Origin of the sequence: Variovorax sp. V15 (genome assembly GCF_041154425.1) — a bacterium.
Classification (GTDB): domain Bacteria; phylum Pseudomonadota; class Gammaproteobacteria; order Burkholderiales; family Burkholderiaceae_C; genus Variovorax; species Variovorax guangxiensis.
Map to the genome: position 1 here is coordinate 6,102,760 of NZ_AP028659.1, position 13,910 is coordinate 6,116,669.

At 69.6% G+C, this 13,910-nt stretch carries 13 protein-coding genes; 8 read left to right on the plus strand and 5 right to left on the minus strand.

What is annotated here, in order from left to right; translation table 11 throughout:
- Positions 1 to 11: 11 nt before the first annotated feature.
- Both ACAM57_RS28895 and ACAM57_RS28900 read right to left on the minus strand, forming a co-directional pair.
- The gene (locus ACAM57_RS28895; RefSeq protein ID WP_184639966.1) at positions 12 to 1,013 is read right to left on the minus strand and encodes a Ku protein; all 1,002 of its coding nucleotides are present in this window, start codon (positions 1,011 to 1,013) and stop codon (positions 12 to 14) included.
- A gap of 75 nt (positions 1,014 to 1,088) precedes the next feature.
- Positions 1,089 to 2,108, minus strand: a complete 1,020-nt coding sequence (locus ACAM57_RS28900) for a succinylglutamate desuccinylase/aspartoacylase family protein (protein ID WP_369659822.1) — start codon at positions 2,106 to 2,108, stop codon at positions 1,089 to 1,091.
- Between the two features lie 179 nt (positions 2,109 to 2,287).
- Here ACAM57_RS28900 and ACAM57_RS28905 point away from each other — a divergent pair, with 179 nt between their 5' ends.
- On the plus strand, positions 2,288 to 2,554 hold the full coding sequence (locus ACAM57_RS28905) for a hypothetical protein (protein WP_126022165.1): 267 nt from the start codon (positions 2,288 to 2,290) through the stop codon (positions 2,552 to 2,554).
- Here ACAM57_RS28905 and rpe read toward each other — a convergent pair.
- Positions 2,544 to 3,239: a ribulose-phosphate 3-epimerase gene (gene rpe / locus ACAM57_RS28910; RefSeq protein WP_126022166.1), complete on the minus strand. Its 696-nt coding sequence runs from the start codon at positions 3,237 to 3,239 to the stop codon at positions 2,544 to 2,546. The genes ACAM57_RS28905 and rpe overlap by 11 nt on opposite strands.
- Positions 3,240 to 3,308: 69 nt before the next feature.
- Between rpe and apaG the strand changes: the two genes are divergently transcribed.
- The 5 genes from apaG to thiL all read left to right on the plus strand — a co-directional run bounded on the left by apaG (position 3,309) and on the right by thiL (position 9,271).
- The gene (gene apaG / locus ACAM57_RS28915) at positions 3,309 to 3,704 is read left to right on the plus strand and encodes a Co2+/Mg2+ efflux protein ApaG (protein WP_369659823.1); all 396 of its coding nucleotides are present in this window, start codon (positions 3,309 to 3,311) and stop codon (positions 3,702 to 3,704) included.
- A gap of 120 nt (positions 3,705 to 3,824) precedes the next feature.
- Positions 3,825 to 5,810 carry a site-specific recombinase gene (locus ACAM57_RS28920; protein ID WP_369659824.1) on the plus strand — a complete coding sequence of 662 codons (1,986 nt, stop codon included), beginning with the start codon at positions 3,825 to 3,827 and terminating at the stop codon, positions 5,808 to 5,810.
- Complete coding sequence (locus ACAM57_RS28925; protein WP_126022169.1) at positions 5,807 to 7,078, plus strand: cation:proton antiporter; 1,272 nt, start codon at positions 5,807 to 5,809, stop codon at positions 7,076 to 7,078. Before ACAM57_RS28920 ends, ACAM57_RS28925 begins: the two co-directional genes overlap by 4 nt.
- A complete protein-coding gene (locus ACAM57_RS28930) occupies positions 7,075 to 8,283 on the plus strand; it encodes a YbdK family carboxylate-amine ligase (protein WP_184639976.1) in 1,209 nt (402 codons plus the stop codon). Before ACAM57_RS28925 ends, ACAM57_RS28930 begins: the two co-directional genes overlap by 4 nt.
- A 31-nt stretch (positions 8,284 to 8,314) precedes the next feature.
- Positions 8,315 to 9,271, plus strand: a complete 957-nt coding sequence (thiL, locus tag ACAM57_RS28935; RefSeq protein WP_184639977.1) for a thiamine-phosphate kinase — start codon at positions 8,315 to 8,317, stop codon at positions 9,269 to 9,271.
- Positions 9,272 to 9,391: 120 nt separating this feature from the next.
- Here thiL and ACAM57_RS28940 read toward each other — a convergent pair whose 3' ends face one another.
- A complete protein-coding gene (locus ACAM57_RS28940) occupies positions 9,392 to 10,102 on the minus strand; it encodes a DUF3053 domain-containing protein (protein WP_369659825.1) in 711 nt (236 codons plus the stop codon).
- A 34-nt stretch (positions 10,103 to 10,136) separates the two neighbouring features.
- Complete coding sequence (locus ACAM57_RS28945; RefSeq protein WP_126022175.1) at positions 10,137 to 11,033, minus strand: LysR family transcriptional regulator; 897 nt, start codon at positions 11,031 to 11,033, stop codon at positions 10,137 to 10,139.
- Positions 11,034 to 11,130: 97 nt separating this feature from the next.
- On the opposite strand from ACAM57_RS28945, the gene ACAM57_RS28950 reads away from it, so the two are divergent.
- Positions 11,131 to 12,174 (plus strand): tripartite tricarboxylate transporter substrate binding protein, encoded by a 1,044-nt coding sequence (locus tag ACAM57_RS28950; protein ID WP_369659826.1) that lies wholly within the window; start codon positions 11,131 to 11,133, stop codon positions 12,172 to 12,174.
- An 18-nt stretch (positions 12,175 to 12,192) separates the two neighbouring features.
- Entirely contained in the window at positions 12,193 to 13,908 is a 1,716-nt protein-coding gene (locus ACAM57_RS28955) for an FAD-dependent oxidoreductase (protein ID WP_369659827.1), read from the plus strand.
- Positions 13,909 to 13,910 lie beyond the last annotated feature (2 nt).

Here is a 13,910-nt window from a genome sequence, read left to right on the forward strand (position 1 = left end):
CCTCGGCGGGCTCAGGCGGCGCGGCGGTGGCGCGCCGGCGCCCTGCTGCGCGTGGTGCCGCCGGTGCTTCTCGCGGCGGTCTTGCCGGTCTTGGGTTTCTTCGCGGCGGGGCGCCTGGGTCGCGGCTCCTCCTCCGGCTCCTCCTCTTCTTCTTCGGCATCCTCGCTCCTGGACCTGGCACCTCCGCCCTTGCGCAGGCTGCGCTTGAGCAGCTCGGTCAGGTCGATGACCTTGGCGCCGCGGCCTTCGGCCTGTTCGCCTTCTTCCGGCTCAGGCTGCGTCACGGTCTCGGTCTGGCCGGCCTTCACCTTCTTTTCGACCAGCCGCAGGATCTCGTCCTTGAATTCGTCGCGGAATTCCTCCGGGTCCCACTCGGCGCTCATGTCCTCGACCAGTTCCTTCGCCATCTCCAGTTCGCGCGGGCGCAGGCCGGCCTTCTTCGCGTCTTCGGAGGGCAGCGGCAGGTCGGTCCACGGGCGGATGTCGGCGCCCCAGCGCAGCAGGTTCAGCACGAGGCCGGGGCCCACGGGCACCAGCGCGGCCAGATGCTGCTTGGTCTGGATGACGACGCGGGCCACGCCCACGCGTCCGCTGCGCTGCAGGGTCTCGCGCAACAGCGCATACACCTTTGCGCCTCGGTTGATGGGCGCCACGTAGTAGGGGCGCTCCAGGTACACGAAGGGAATGCCGTTGGCCGGCACGAAGCTCTCGATCTCGATGGTCTGCGTGGTCTTCGGGTAGGCGGCGGCGATCTCCTTGTCGCTGAGCACCACGTACTCGCCGCTCTCGTACTCGATGCCCTTCACGATCTGCTCGCGCGCGATCTCGCGGCCGGTCTTCTTGTTGATGCGCTTGTAGCCGACGGGGTCCATGGTCCTCTTGTCGAGCCAGTCGAAGTCGATGCCGTGGTCGACGGTGGCCGAATACAGCGCCACCGGTATGTGGACGAGGCCGAAGCTGATGGCGCCCTTCCACAGGACGCGCGGCGCGGGTGCTTTTTTCGAGACGGGCATGTGCTGCACACTCCTTCCCCCTCGAATGTGCGCCGCCCCGGCGCGCGCGATGTAGGAGCGCGGCCCCAGGCGCCGTCAGGCCGCGCCGGTGGCTCCGGCGGCCCTGGCGACAGGTCCGAGCTGGCGCTCGCTGGGGCGCGCGAAGTAGAACCACTCCGCCCCCGGCAGCGCCATCGCGTTGGGGAACACGATGAAGCCGTCGTCCGGCGCGCTCAGCAGCGTGCCGTCGTGGCGCATGCCGATGGGCTCGCCGCGCTGCACTTCGTCGAAGGTGGCCCAGTCGCGCACGAAGCTGTCTTCCTCGTGCAGCCGGTCGGTCACGCTGGCAAGGCGCAGCAGCTTCGGCGGCTGCGCGGGGCCGCCCGACAGGCCCTCGGGCAGCGCGGCCATGCCCAGCAGTGCCAGGGTGCGGCGGATGGCGCGCCACGCCACCTCGGGCGCCTGCGGGTCGAGGTGCTGGCCGCATTCGAGCGTCACGCCATAGCCGCCGCGGCTGCGGATGTATTCGTTGGTGCCGCGGCCGAAGTCGAGCTCGGCCTCGCTGGCCGGTGTGCCGCCCGCGCGCTGCGCGAGGCCGGCGGCGTAGATGTCGAGCCAGCCCTCCACCACGATGGGCGTGCCGATGTGCAGCGCGAGCTGGCCTTCCTCGTAGGAGCGGGCGAAAGGCTCCAGCGTGCCGGCGTTGTCACGCGGGCCGATCATCGCGAAGGCCTCGCCCTCGCTCTGGAAGGAATGCAGGTCGAGCAACACCTCGTGGCGCTCGATGATCGGGGCCAGCACGTTGGTCACGCGGGCTTCGTAGTCGGCCGGCGATCCGGTCGGCCGGAACATGCGGTTGAGGTTGCGCTCGCCCTCGCGCTGCAGGCGGCGCCGCGCGAGCGGGTTGGCCACCGGCACCATGGTGAGTTCGCCGCGCAAAAGCCGCAACGAGCCCGACTCGAACTCGCCCAGCACGCGCTCGATGCCCAGGGTGCCGGAGATTTCGTCGCCATGCACGCCGCCCATCACGAGCAGCCGGGGACCGGGGTTCAGCGAGGCGAACGAATGGATGCGCAGGCTGTCGGTTGCCGCGCCGGCGAAAGGATCGGAAGACATCCGGGGATTATTGCGGAGCCCCTCGCCCGCAGGCAAAAGCGCTATGCGTTCGATAGCAGCAGGCCGCGGCCCCGCCAAGGCCGAGGCCGAGGCAAGGCCTACAGGGAGTGACTCGGCCGTCCTACCGGGCAGGCCGAAGCGCCGGCGCAGGCTCTGTGGCTGTCGAAAGGAGTCCATGCATGAACAGCAAGAGCAACCCCGGCAAGGCGCAGCCCACCGATCCGCTGAAGGATGCCGGCGGCGGCAACACCAAGGTGGAGCAGGGCGGCGAGTCGTCGCCACGCCTGCCGCACGAGCGCGACCAGTCGTCGGACAGCCAGCAGGCCAGGGAGGGCAGCCAGCCCGAGATGGGCCGCAAGGCCCATGACGACGTGGAGCGCGGCGTGGTCGACACCGACCGCGGCCCGCCCAGCGACCGCGTCTACAACGAGAAGCTCAAGCGCTGACGACGCCCGCGAGCTGCTTGCGCATCTCGGAGATGACGGCGCCGTAGTCCTTGGCGTTGAAGATCGCGCTGCCGGCCACGAAGGTGTCGGCGCCGGCGGAGGCCACGCGCGCGATGTTGTCGGCCTTGATGCCACCGTCCACCTCCAGGCGGATGTCGCGCCCGCTCTGCTCGATGCGCTTGCGGGCCTGTTCGATCTTGCGCAGGGCCGAGTCGATGAAGCTCTGGCCGCCGAAGCCGGGGTTGACACTCATGATCAGGATGAGGTCGATGTCGTCGATGGCCCAGTCCAGCGCCTCCAGGCCCAGCCCCGGGTTGAACACCAGCCCGGCCTTGCAGCCGGCCGCCTTGATGGCCTGGATGCTGCGGTGCGTGTGGGGCGAGGCGTCGGGGTGGAAGCTGATGTAGTCGGCGCCCGCTTGCGCGAAGGAGGCCGCCAGGGCGTCGACCGGCTGGATCATGAGGTGCACGTCGATCGGCACCGGGGTGCCGTCGGCGGTCTTGGCGTAGGGCTTGAGCGCCTGGCAGATCATCGGGCCGAAGGTCAGGTTCGGCACGTAATGGTTGTCCATCACGTCGAAATGGATCCAGTCGGCGCCGGCCGCGATCACGTCGGTCAGTTCTTGGCCGAGGTGCGCGAAGTCGGCGGACAGGATGGAGGGCGCGATGCGGAACGGGGTGCTCATGGACCCCATTCTCGCAGCCGGCGCAAGCCCGACAAAAGGCCTGCGTTAGCCTCCGTTACCATCCGCCCCATGTCACACAGCCCCTTCAGCGTACAGGTCGAACCCCGCTACCTTGCCGACCAGTCCTCGGCCAAGGACAACATCTACACTTTCTCGTACACCGTCACCATCACGAACACCGGCCCGGTGTCCGCCCAGCTGATTGCCCGCCACTGGCTGATCAACGACGCCTCGGGGCATTCGCAGGAGGTGAAAGGGCTGGGCGTGATCGGCCAGCAGCCGCTGCTGGCGCCCGGCGAGACCTTCCGCTACACCAGCGGATGCCGCCTGCAGGCCTCGAGCGGCACGATGCACGGCAGCTACTTCGTGGTGACCGAGGAAGGCGAGCGCTTCGACGTGCCCATTCCGATGTTCGTTCTCGAAGCCGACATGGGCGGCGCTCCAGTTTCCCGCGTCCTGCACTAGGCACTCCCCCAGGCTTCGCGCACTTCGTGTCGCTTCTCCTACCCCCTCGCCGGGGGCAACACCGGCGGCCCGGCAAAGCCGGTTCCGCGGTGTTCACCGCATAGATCCCCACTCACACCCATGGCTGCCGCATCGCGCGACTTGCAGGGGCTGCTTGCCGGCCTCGATCCCACGGCCGATGTGGCGCAGCGCCACATCTGGCTCATCGACATCTTCGACTGGGTGCGCGGCGACCGCGCCTCCCCGCAGGCGGCCATCGGCCGCGTGCAGCTGCTGCTGGACGCCGTCGAGGCGCGGCCCGAGCTGCGCGAGCGGCTGCGCGCCTGGTGGCGCGTCTTCACGCAGACGGTCGACCTCACCACGCTCCTGGCCGACTACGGCTTCGCCCCGCGCACCGCCTTCGCCAGCGAGCTGAGCGAGCGGCTGCGCCGCAAGATCCTGCCCGGCACGCCCGAGACCACCGACGCATCGGACCTGTTCCGCATGGTGCTGCCCGGCGTGTTCGACGCGGGCTGGATCGCCCTGCTCGACGAGACGCAGCTCGGCCGCATCGGCGCCCTGCTGGCCGACGCCGCACTCGATGAAGACGGCGCGCCGCGCTGGCGCCACACGGTGATGGACGCCGTCACCTACTGCAGCAGCCAGGTCGTGGCCGCCGGCTTCTCGCCCGAGCTGCGCCTGCGCATGAGCACCGACGCGATCGGCGAAACACGCCCCTTCCACGCGCTGATGGCCGACCTCGACGAGCTGCGCGAGCAGATGTTCGACCGCCCCGGCGAGCCGCACGACGAAGAGGCGCTGCAGGCCGCCTTCGTGGCCTTCCGCGACCGGCTGGACGCCTGCCGCGCGGCCGCCGCCTCGGTCTACACGCACCTGGAAGACAACGGCATCTCCGTCGGCCTGGTGTTCCGGCTGCGCCAGCTGCGCGAGCGGGTGCTGCGCATCCGCGAGCTGCTCGACTGCCTGATGGCGGCCAACCCCGGGCCCAGCGTGGCGCGGCTGGTCGGCCGGCTGGTGCTGGCCGGCGGCGAGCGCAACAGCATCCGGGCGCTGATCGCCTCCAACTCCTCGATGCTGGCCGCCAAGGTGACCGAGCGCAGCGCCGAGACCGGCGAGCACTACATCACCCGCGACCGTGCCAGCTACCTGCAGATGGTGAAGAAGGCGGCTGGCGGCGGCGCTTTCACCGCCCTCACGGTGCTGCTGAAGTTCGGCATCTACGCGCTGGGCCTGTCGGCCTTCTGGAGCGGGCTGAGCGCGGGGCTGATGTACGCGGCCAGCTTCGTCGCCATCCAGCTGCTGCACCTGACGCTGGCCACCAAGCAGCCCGCGATGACCGCGCCGGCCATGGCGGCGCGGCTTCGCGACATCAGGTCGGACGCGGGCGTGGACGACTTCGTCGACGAGGTCGCCAACCTGGTGCGCTCGCAGGTGGCGGCGGTGCTGGGCAACGTGCTGGTGGTGGTGCCGGCGATGGCGGCTGTCACGCTGCTGTTCCAGTTCGCGCTGGAACGGCCCCTGCTGGACGCGGCCCATGCGACGGCCACGCTGAAATCGCTTTCGCTGGCCGGGCCGACCGCGCTTTATGCGGCAATCACCGGCATCCTGCTGTTTTCGGCCAGCATCATCGCCGGATGGACAGAAAACGCCTTTGTCCTGCATCGACTGGACTCTGCAATGCGTTACAACCCCCGCATCGGCGCTTTTCTCGGCGCCGCACGGGCTCGTCGCTGGGCCGATTTCATGCGCACCAACATTTCAGGCTTCGCCTCCAACATCTCGCTGGGACTCATGCTCGGGCTGCTGCCCGCGTTCGCGGGTTTCTTCGGGCTCGGGCTGGACGTGCGGCACGTGACACTGTCGGCCGGACAGATCGCCGCCGCGGCGGCATCCACCGGCTTGGCTGTGTTGCAGCAGCCTGCGCTGTGGTGGGCGGTGGCAGCGATCCCGGTCATTGGCGCGCTCAATGTGAGCGTGAGTTTCTACTTCGCTTTCCGCCTGGCGCTGCGCGCGCACAGCGTGAGCCTCGGTGACCGCGCGCGCATCCGCAGCGCGATCTGGGCCCGCTGGCGCAGCCGTCCGGTGAGCTTTTTCCTTCCTGGATGAATTTGACGAGCTTCTTCAACGATCTGCTGGGTTTCTGGTCCGAGTGGGTGCGCCCCTCGGCCGGCCTGCCCACCGTGCTGTGGTCGCTGCTGCTGGCGGCGGCGGCGGCCTCCGGCCATCTCGTGCAACGCTACCTCGGGCTGCCCAAGGTGATCGGCTACTCGCTGGTCGGGGCGGTGGTGGGCTTCGCCGGCTTCGAGGGCGCGATCTGGCCGCTGCGCGGCATCAGCCTCTTCCTGCTCGAGCTCGGCGCGGCCGTGGTGCTGTTCGAAGCCGGCGGGCGGCTGCCGCTGCGCTGGTTCCGCCACAACCCGATGGTGCTGGTGCAGAGCCTGCTCGAAGCCACGCTCACCTATTTCGGCGTGTACTGGATGCTCACCCTGCTGGGCCTGCCCGAACCGGTGGCCAACCCGATCGCGCTGATGGCCATCGTCGCCTCGCCGGCGGTGCTCAGCCGCGTGATCATCGACACCCGCGCCGCCGGCCCCGTGACCGAGCGCGCGATGACGCTGGCCACGCTCAACACCTTCTATGCGCTGGCGCTGGGCTACGCGCAGGCCGGGCTGATCGAGCGCGCACCGCAGACCATGCTGCAGAAGCTCTACCCGGTGGCGGTGGTGCTGGGCCTGTCGTTCGTGGTGGGCGCGATCATGGCGCTGGCGCTGCGCTCGGCGCTGCGGGTGATGAGCCCGTCGAGCGAGAACACCTCCATCCTGCTGCTGGCGATCATCGCGGCCGGCGCGGCGCTCACCGCGCACGTGGGCGGCTCCGCGCCGCTGGCGGCGCTGATCGGCGGCGTGCTGCTCAAGACGCTCAACCCCAAGCCCTGGGCCTGGCAGCGGCAGCTGGGCACGGCCTCCTCGCTGCTGACCATGCTGATGTTCGTGCTGGTGTCCATCGTCGCGGCGCAGGCCGACTGGACCCTGCCGGTAGCCAGCGTGGTGCTGGCCGTCATCGGCATCCGCCTGCTGACCAAGATCGCCGGCGTGGCCGTGGCCAACCCCGGCAGCGGCGCGAGCTGGAAGCAGGCTTTCTGGGTCGGCTGCGCGATGTCGCCGCTGTCCTCCATCGCACTGCTGATCGCCTCCAACTTCGCCACCGCCTCGCCCCTGCTGGGCACGATGATCACGCAGGTGGCGCTGCCCTCGATCCTGCTGATGGAGGTGGTGGGCGCGGTGCTCGCCACGCTGGCCATCCACGCGGTGGGAGAAAGTTCGGTGCCCTGGGCGCCACGGGCCTTCAGCATCACCGAGGACACGCAGCGATGAGCACCACCGCAACCACACCCATCGACCCGGACAGCGACGACGTGCGCTCGGCGCCGCTGCCTGCCGACCCCGCGAGCCGCGCGGTCAAGCTGGAGCCCTTCAACAAATCGGAGGCGCTCTCGCTCGGCGTGGAACTCGAGCTCCAGCTGGTGAACACGCACGACTACGACCTCGCCCCCTACGCCGAGGACATGCTGCGCCTGATGGCCCAGACCCCGTTGCCCGGCAGCGTGGTGCCCGAGATGACGTCGAGCATGATCGAGATCTCGACCGGCATCTGCCACTCCGCGCAGGACGTGATCACGCAGCTCTCGCCGATCCGCGAGGCGCTGATCCGCAACGCCGACAAGCTCAACATCGCGGTGGTGGGCGGCGGCACGCATGCCTTCCAGCAGTGGCACGAGCGGCGCATCTACGACAAGCCGCGCTTTCGCGAGCTCTCGGAGCTGTACGGCTACCTGAGCAAGCAGTTCACCATCTTCGGCCAGCACGTGCACATCGGCTGCCCCGACGCCGACGCGGCGCTGCTGATGCTGCACCGCATGTCGCGCTACATCCCGCACTTCATCGCGCTGTCGGCGTCGTCGCCCTTCGTGCAGGGGCAGGACACGCAGTTCGACTCGGCGCGGCTGAACTCGGTGTTCGCATTCCCGCTCTCGGGCCGTGCGCCCTTCACGCTGAGCTGGAAGGAGTTCGAGGCGTATTTCGAGCGCATGACCCGCACCGGCGTCGTGCGCAGCATGAAGGACTTCTACTGGGACATCCGTCCCAAGCCCGAGTTCGGCACCATCGAGATCCGCGTGTTCGACACGCCCCTCACGGTGGAGCGCGCCGCCGCGCTCGCCGGCTACGTGCAGTCGCTGGCCGCGTGGTTCCTGCAGGAGCAACCCTTCGAGCCGACGGAAGACGACTACCTCGTCTACACCTACAACCGCTTCCAGGCCTGCCGCTTCGGCCTCGACGCGGTGTACGTCGACCCGGCCACCGGCCAGCACATGCCGCTGCGCGACCACATCCTGATGACGATGACCCAGCTCGAATGGCACAGCGAGGCGCTCAACGCCACCAAGGCGCTGGGCGAGCTGCGCACCAGCGTGGAGTCGAACCGCAACGACGCGCGCTGGCTGCGCGAGAAGCAGGGCAAGGAACGGCTGCTGGCGGAGGTCGTGCGGCAGGCGGCGCTGAGGTTCCGCGGGCAGGGCTGAGCCGCGCCGCAGCGCTTATGCTCTCACCCCCATGGGTGAATTCGACCTGATCGCACGCTACTTCAAGCGCCCCGCCAAGCGCTCGCCGCTGGGCGTGGGCGACGACTGCGCATTGCTCGCGCCGGCCGCGGGCATGCAGCTCGCCGTTTCCTCGGACATGCTGGTCGAGGGACGGCACTTTCTTTCCACCGTCGAGCCGGCCCGGCTGGGCCACAAGGCGCTGGCGGTGAACCTCAGTGACCTGGCCGCCTGCGGCGCGAAGCCACTGGCCTTCACGCTCGCGCTGGCGCTGCCCGGCGTGGACGAGCCGTGGCTCGAAGGTTTCTCGCGCGGCCTGCTCGCGCTGGCCGACGCGCACGGCTGCGAGCTGGTAGGCGGCGACACCACGCGCGGCCCGCTCAACATCTGCATCACGGTGTTCGGCGAAGTGCCGGCCGGCGCGGCGCTGCTGCGCTCGGGCGCGCGCGCGGGCGACGACATCTGGGTGAGCGGCACGCCAGGCGAGGCTCGGCTGGCACTCGAGGTGTTCCGGGGCACGATCGCGCTGCCGGCGGACGCCTTCGATACGGCGCGCAGGCGCATGGAGCAGCCCACGCCGCGCGTGGCGCTCGGGCAGGCCCTGCGCGGCATCGCCACTTCGGCGGTGGACGTGAGCGACGGGCTGATCGGCGACCTGGGCCACATCCTCGCGTCGAGCGGCGTGGGCGCCACGCTCGACGTGGACGCGGCCACCGCGCTGATCTCGGTCGACACCGGCAACCTGGGCGAGGAGCTGCGCCGCACCTGCGCGCTTTCGGGCGGCGACGACTACGAGCTGGTCTTCACCGCGCCCGCCTCGGCGCGCAACGCGGTCGGGCAGGCAGGCATGGACAGTTCAACGCGCGTCACGCGCATCGGCCGCATCGAGGCCGACGCCGGCCTGCGCATCGTCGACGCGGCCGGCGCGCCGGTGTCACAGCGCTTCGGCTCGTTCGACCACTTCGTCTAGTTTTCCTGCAATCCCTCTCTTTCGGGAAACACCGAGGAACCGGCTTTGCCGGGCCTCAGGTGTTGCCCCCGGAAGGGGGTTGGCGAAGCGACACGAAGTGCGCGCAGCCTGGGGGAGAGCCTATCCTCCGCGCACCACGGCCTGCATCTTCTGCTGAGCCGCGTTGATGGCCGCCGACTGCCCGTTGAGCTGCTGCAGCATCTTGTTGAGCTCGGCCTGCACCGTCGGGTCGGTCACGGCGACGCTGCTGCCGCTGACCTGGATCTTCGACTTGTTCTTCTCCATGAAGTCGCCGATGGCCAGCGCGCTGTCGAACACGGTGTCGAGCGCGGGGAACACTTCCTTGAAGGTGGCCGAGGGCGTGGTCACGGTCTTGGCGTAGGCCTTGTCGTAGACCTGCTTCAGGTCGTCGGGCTGCTTGAGCTGCGCGTGCGCGGCGTCCGCCCTGGCGGACTGCTGGTCGAGCGCGGTGCGCAGGCCGCCGAGGCCGTCCTTCGCGGCCTTGAGGTCGTCGCGGCGCGCGGGCAGGTCGGCGATGGAGCGAAGCGCGCCCTTGGCCATGATCTGTGTCATGGGCTGGCTCACCGACTTGTTCATGCCTTCGTTGAAGTCGGTGATCACCGCGTAGTGCTGCGCGTAGTCGCCGAACGAGGCCTTCTCTTCGGCCGTGGGCACCGGCACGCGCAGGCCGGGCTTGTCGAGCACTCGGGTCTGCAGGAAGGAGATGAAGGCCTTGCGCTGCTCGGCCTCCTTGTTGCCGCAGGCCACCAGCGCGAGGCTGAAGGCGACGAGGAGCGACATGGCCCCGAGACGTTGAATGAAAGTTCTCATGGGCCGGGCCCCCTCTGTAGTTGTTCCGGAAAAATTATAGGGAGCGCTTCAGCGCGTCGATGAATGCGCGCGCGGCAGCCGAGAGCGAGTGGCCGCGCTTGGTGACGATGGAGATGTCGCGCGCCACGCGCGGCGAGCTCAGTACCTTGATGACCAGCGAGGAGTCGGCCTCCGCGCGCGCGAAGGCCGAGGGCATGATCGACGCGCCCATGCCGGCTGCCGTCATCCAGATGGCGGTGGAGAGGAACGACACCTCGTTCACCACGTCGAGCGCCACGCCCGCCTCGGCGGCGGTGCCGTCGATGAGCGGGCGCACGCCGTAGCCGGGGCGCACGGTGATGACGGGGTGGCCGCGCAGGTCGCTCCAGCGCACCACGCGGGGCTTGGCCAGCGGGTGGTCTTCGCGGCAGACCACGGCGAGGTGGTCGCGCATGAGGCGCTGCACCTCGACCTCCGCGCCGGGGCGCTCGGGGGTGCCGATGCCGAAGTCCACGTGCTCGCCGATGATGCGCGAGATGAACTGGTCGGGCGCGCAGTCGTTCACCAGCACGCGCACGCCGGGGTGCTGTTCGTTGAAGGCGCGCATGGCATCGGGCAGCAGCAGGGCCGCGAGCGTGGGCGTGATGGCGAGCGTGACGCGGCCGCGTTCGAGCGCGGCCAGCTCGCGGAAGTCGTTCGACAGCGAATCCACGTCGCGCAGGATGCGCTCGACCGTCGACACCATCTGCTCGGCCGCCGCCGTGGCCTTGAGCGAACGCGTGGTGCGGTCGAAGAGGCGGGTGTCCAGCCCCTCCTCGAGCTGGCGGATCAGCATGCTCACCGCCGACTGCGTGACGAACAGCCGCTGGGCCGCCGCGCTGAGCTGTTTCAGCTGGTAGACGGCGAGGAACGCGCGCAGCTGGCGGATCGTAGGACTGAAGTTCGCATTCATCAGCAAAGATGATATTTCATTAGAAATTTCTTGATTTACGAATGAATCCGCCCATCGTTCAATCATCGAAAAGACACATCACATTCAAGGAGTCCTGATGGCCGCTGCACCTCTTGCCCCCGGGAAGAGCGCGCTTCGCCGGCAGCTGCTGCTCACCGCGGCGGGCGCGGCGCTGACCGGCGGCAGGAGCTTCGCGCAAACGCTTTCGTCCTCGCCGCCGCCATCCCAGCCTCCCGCTGGCGACTTCCCGAACAAGCCCATCCGCCTCGTCGTGACCTTCCCGCCCGGCGGCAGCGCCGACGCGGTGATGCGCCTCTTGGTGCCCCGGCTCAACGAGAAGCTGGGCCAGCCCGTGGTCATCGACAACAAGCCCGGCGCGGGCGGCAACGTCGGCCTCTCTCTGGTGGCAAAGACGCCCGCCGACGGCTACACGCTGGGGCTTGGCGCGGCAGGCGCGCTGACGGCCAACGCGAGCCTCTATCCGCAGATGCCCTTCGACCCGGTGAAAGACTTCAAGCCCGTGGGCATGGTCGCGGCCACGCCCTTCGTGATCGTGGGGCACCCTTCGATCGCCGCGCGCACGCAGCGCGAGCTGATCGCGCTGGCCAAGGCCAGCCCCGGCACGCTCTCGATCGGCCACGGCGGCAACGGCACGGCCATGCACCTGTCGGCGGCGCTCTTCGCGCAGATGGCCGAGGTGAAGTTCGTCGAGGTGCCCTACCGCGGCTCGGGCCCGGCGGCGCTCGACGCCATCGCGGGGCAGATTCCGCTCGCGCTGGTCGACCTGCCCGCCTCGCTGCAGCAGATCAGGGCCGGCAAGCTGGTCGCCTTCTCGGTGACCAGCGCGCAGCGCGTGCCGATGCTGCCCGAGGTGCCCACGGTTGCCGAGGCCGGCCTGCCCGGCTACGACTCCACCGGCTGGTTCGGCGTGGTCGCGCCCGCAGGCACGCCGGCGCCCATCGTCGCGCGGCTCAACGCCGAGATCAACGCGGCGCTGGGCGACGAGCAGATCAAGGCCACGATGCGCAACCTCGGCGCCGAGCCAGCGCCGACCTCGCCCGAGGCCTTCGAGGCCTACATCCGATCCGAGACGAAGAAGTGGGCGAAGGTGATCCAGACCGCCCGCATCCGGCTCGACTGACGACACCGCCGCCAGAACATGACCGACCTCGACCACACCCGCGCACTGCAAGCCGACGTACTGATCATCGGCGCCGGCCCGGTGGGCCTCACGCTGGCCATGGACCTCGCCTCGCGCGGCGTCTCGGTCGCGATCTGCGAGACGCGCCGCTTCGCAGAGCCGCCGAACGTGAAGTGCAACCACGTGGCCTCGCGCACCATGGAGCAGTTCCGCCGCCTGGGCGTGGCGCAGAAGCTGCGCGATGCGGGCCTGCCTGCCGACTACCCGAACGACGTGGTCTTCCGCACCAGCGTCACCGGCACGGAGCTCACGCGCATTCCCATTCCGTGCCGGCGCGACCGCTACACCGAGACCGAGGGCCCCGACGCATGGTGGCCCACGCCCGAGCCGCCGCACCGCATCAACCAGATCTACCTGGAGCCCATCCTGTTGAAGCACACGGCCGCGCTGCCGGGCGTGCAGCTGCTCAACCGCACGCAGTTCGCGGGCTTCACGCAGGACGACACGGGCGTGACCGCGATCGCCACCGACATGGACAGCGGCGTCACGCGCAGCATTCGCTGCCGCTACCTGGTGGGCTGCGACGGCGGCTCCTCGGCCGTGCGCAAGCAGATCGGCGCGAAGCTCGAGGGCACGGCGGTGATCCAGCGCGTGCAGTCGACCTTCATCCGCGCGCCGGGATTGCGCGCGCTGATTCCGGGCAAGCCGGCGTGGTCGTACTACGCGATGAACCCGCGCCGCTGCGGCACGATGTTCGCCATCGACGGGCGGGAGACCTGGCTGGTGCACAACCACCTGAACGCCGAGGAGCCCGAGTTCGATTCGGTGGATCGCGACCGCTCGCTGCGCGAGATCCTCGGCGTGGGCCCCGACTTCGAGTACGAGATCATCAGCAAGGAAGACTGGATCGGCCGCCGCCTCGTGGCCAACCGCTTCCGCGAGGGCCGCGTATTCCTCGCGGGCGACGCGGCGCACCTGTGGGTGCCCTACGCGGGCTACGGCATGAACGCGGGCATCGCCGACGCGCTGAATCTCTCGTGGCTGCTGGGCGCCGTGGTGCAGGGCTGGGGCGACGAGGCCATGCTCGACGCCTACGAGGCCGAGCGCCTGCCGATCACCGAGCAGGTGTCGAACTTCGCGATGAACCACGCGCAGAAGATGATCCGCGCGCGCCGCGCCGTGCCGCACAACATAGAGGAACCCGGCCCCGCCGGCGACGCGCTGCGCGCCGAGATCGGCCACGAGGCCTACGAGCTGAACGTGCAGCAGTTCTGCTGCGGGGGCCTGAACTTCGGCTACTTCTACAGCGGCTCGCCGATCATCATCGCGGACGGCGAGCACATGGCGCCGCCCTACTCCATGGGCGAGTTCACGCCTTCCACCGTGCCCGGCTGCCGCGCGCCGCACTTCTGGCTGGCCGACGGCCGCTCGCTCTACGACGCCTTCGGCCCCGGCTACACCATGCTGCGCTTCGACCGCAGCGTGGATGTGCGGCCGCTCGAACGCGCCGCGGCCGCCTACAACATGCCGCTCACCGTGCTCGACATCGAGACGGAAGAGGTGCCCAAGGCCTACACCCACCGCCTCGTGCTGTGCCGCGCCGACCAGCACGTGGCCTGGCGCGGCGCGCACCTGCCGGCCGAGGTCTACGACCTGGTGGGCATGCTGCGCGGCGAGGGCAAACGCATCCGCGCGCGCCGCAAGGCGCTGGCCTGGGAAGGCGTGGTGGCCTGAGC

What these genes read in the sequence shown, in the direction of transcription:
- ACAM57_RS28895 (WP_184639966.1), bottom strand. Translation starts at nt 1,013, where the DNA reads ATGCCCGTCTCGAAAAAAGCACCCGCGCCGCGCGTCCTGTGGAAGGGC.
- ACAM57_RS28900 (WP_369659822.1), bottom strand. Translation starts at nt 2,108, where the DNA reads ATGTCTTCCGATCCTTTCGCCGGCGCGGCAACCGACAGCCTGCGCATC.
- ACAM57_RS28905 (WP_126022165.1), top strand. Translation starts at nt 2,288, where the DNA reads ATGAACAGCAAGAGCAACCCCGGCAAGGCGCAGCCCACCGATCCGCTG.
- rpe (WP_126022166.1), bottom strand. Translation starts at nt 3,239, where the DNA reads ATGAGCACCCCGTTCCGCATCGCGCCCTCCATCCTGTCCGCCGACTTC.
- apaG (WP_369659823.1), top strand. Translation starts at nt 3,309, where the DNA reads ATGTCACACAGCCCCTTCAGCGTACAGGTCGAACCCCGCTACCTTGCC.
- ACAM57_RS28920 (WP_369659824.1), top strand. Translation starts at nt 3,825, where the DNA reads ATGGCTGCCGCATCGCGCGACTTGCAGGGGCTGCTTGCCGGCCTCGAT.
- ACAM57_RS28925 (WP_126022169.1), top strand. Translation starts at nt 5,807, where the DNA reads ATGAATTTGACGAGCTTCTTCAACGATCTGCTGGGTTTCTGGTCCGAG.
- ACAM57_RS28930 (WP_184639976.1), top strand. Translation starts at nt 7,075, where the DNA reads ATGAGCACCACCGCAACCACACCCATCGACCCGGACAGCGACGACGTG.
- thiL (WP_184639977.1), top strand. Translation starts at nt 8,315, where the DNA reads ATGGGTGAATTCGACCTGATCGCACGCTACTTCAAGCGCCCCGCCAAG.
- ACAM57_RS28940 (WP_369659825.1), bottom strand. Translation starts at nt 10,102, where the DNA reads ATGAGAACTTTCATTCAACGTCTCGGGGCCATGTCGCTCCTCGTCGCC.
- ACAM57_RS28945 (WP_126022175.1), bottom strand. Translation starts at nt 11,033, where the DNA reads ATGAATGCGAACTTCAGTCCTACGATCCGCCAGCTGCGCGCGTTCCTC.
- ACAM57_RS28950 (WP_369659826.1), top strand. Translation starts at nt 11,131, where the DNA reads ATGGCCGCTGCACCTCTTGCCCCCGGGAAGAGCGCGCTTCGCCGGCAG.
- ACAM57_RS28955 (WP_369659827.1), top strand. Translation starts at nt 12,193, where the DNA reads ATGACCGACCTCGACCACACCCGCGCACTGCAAGCCGACGTACTGATC.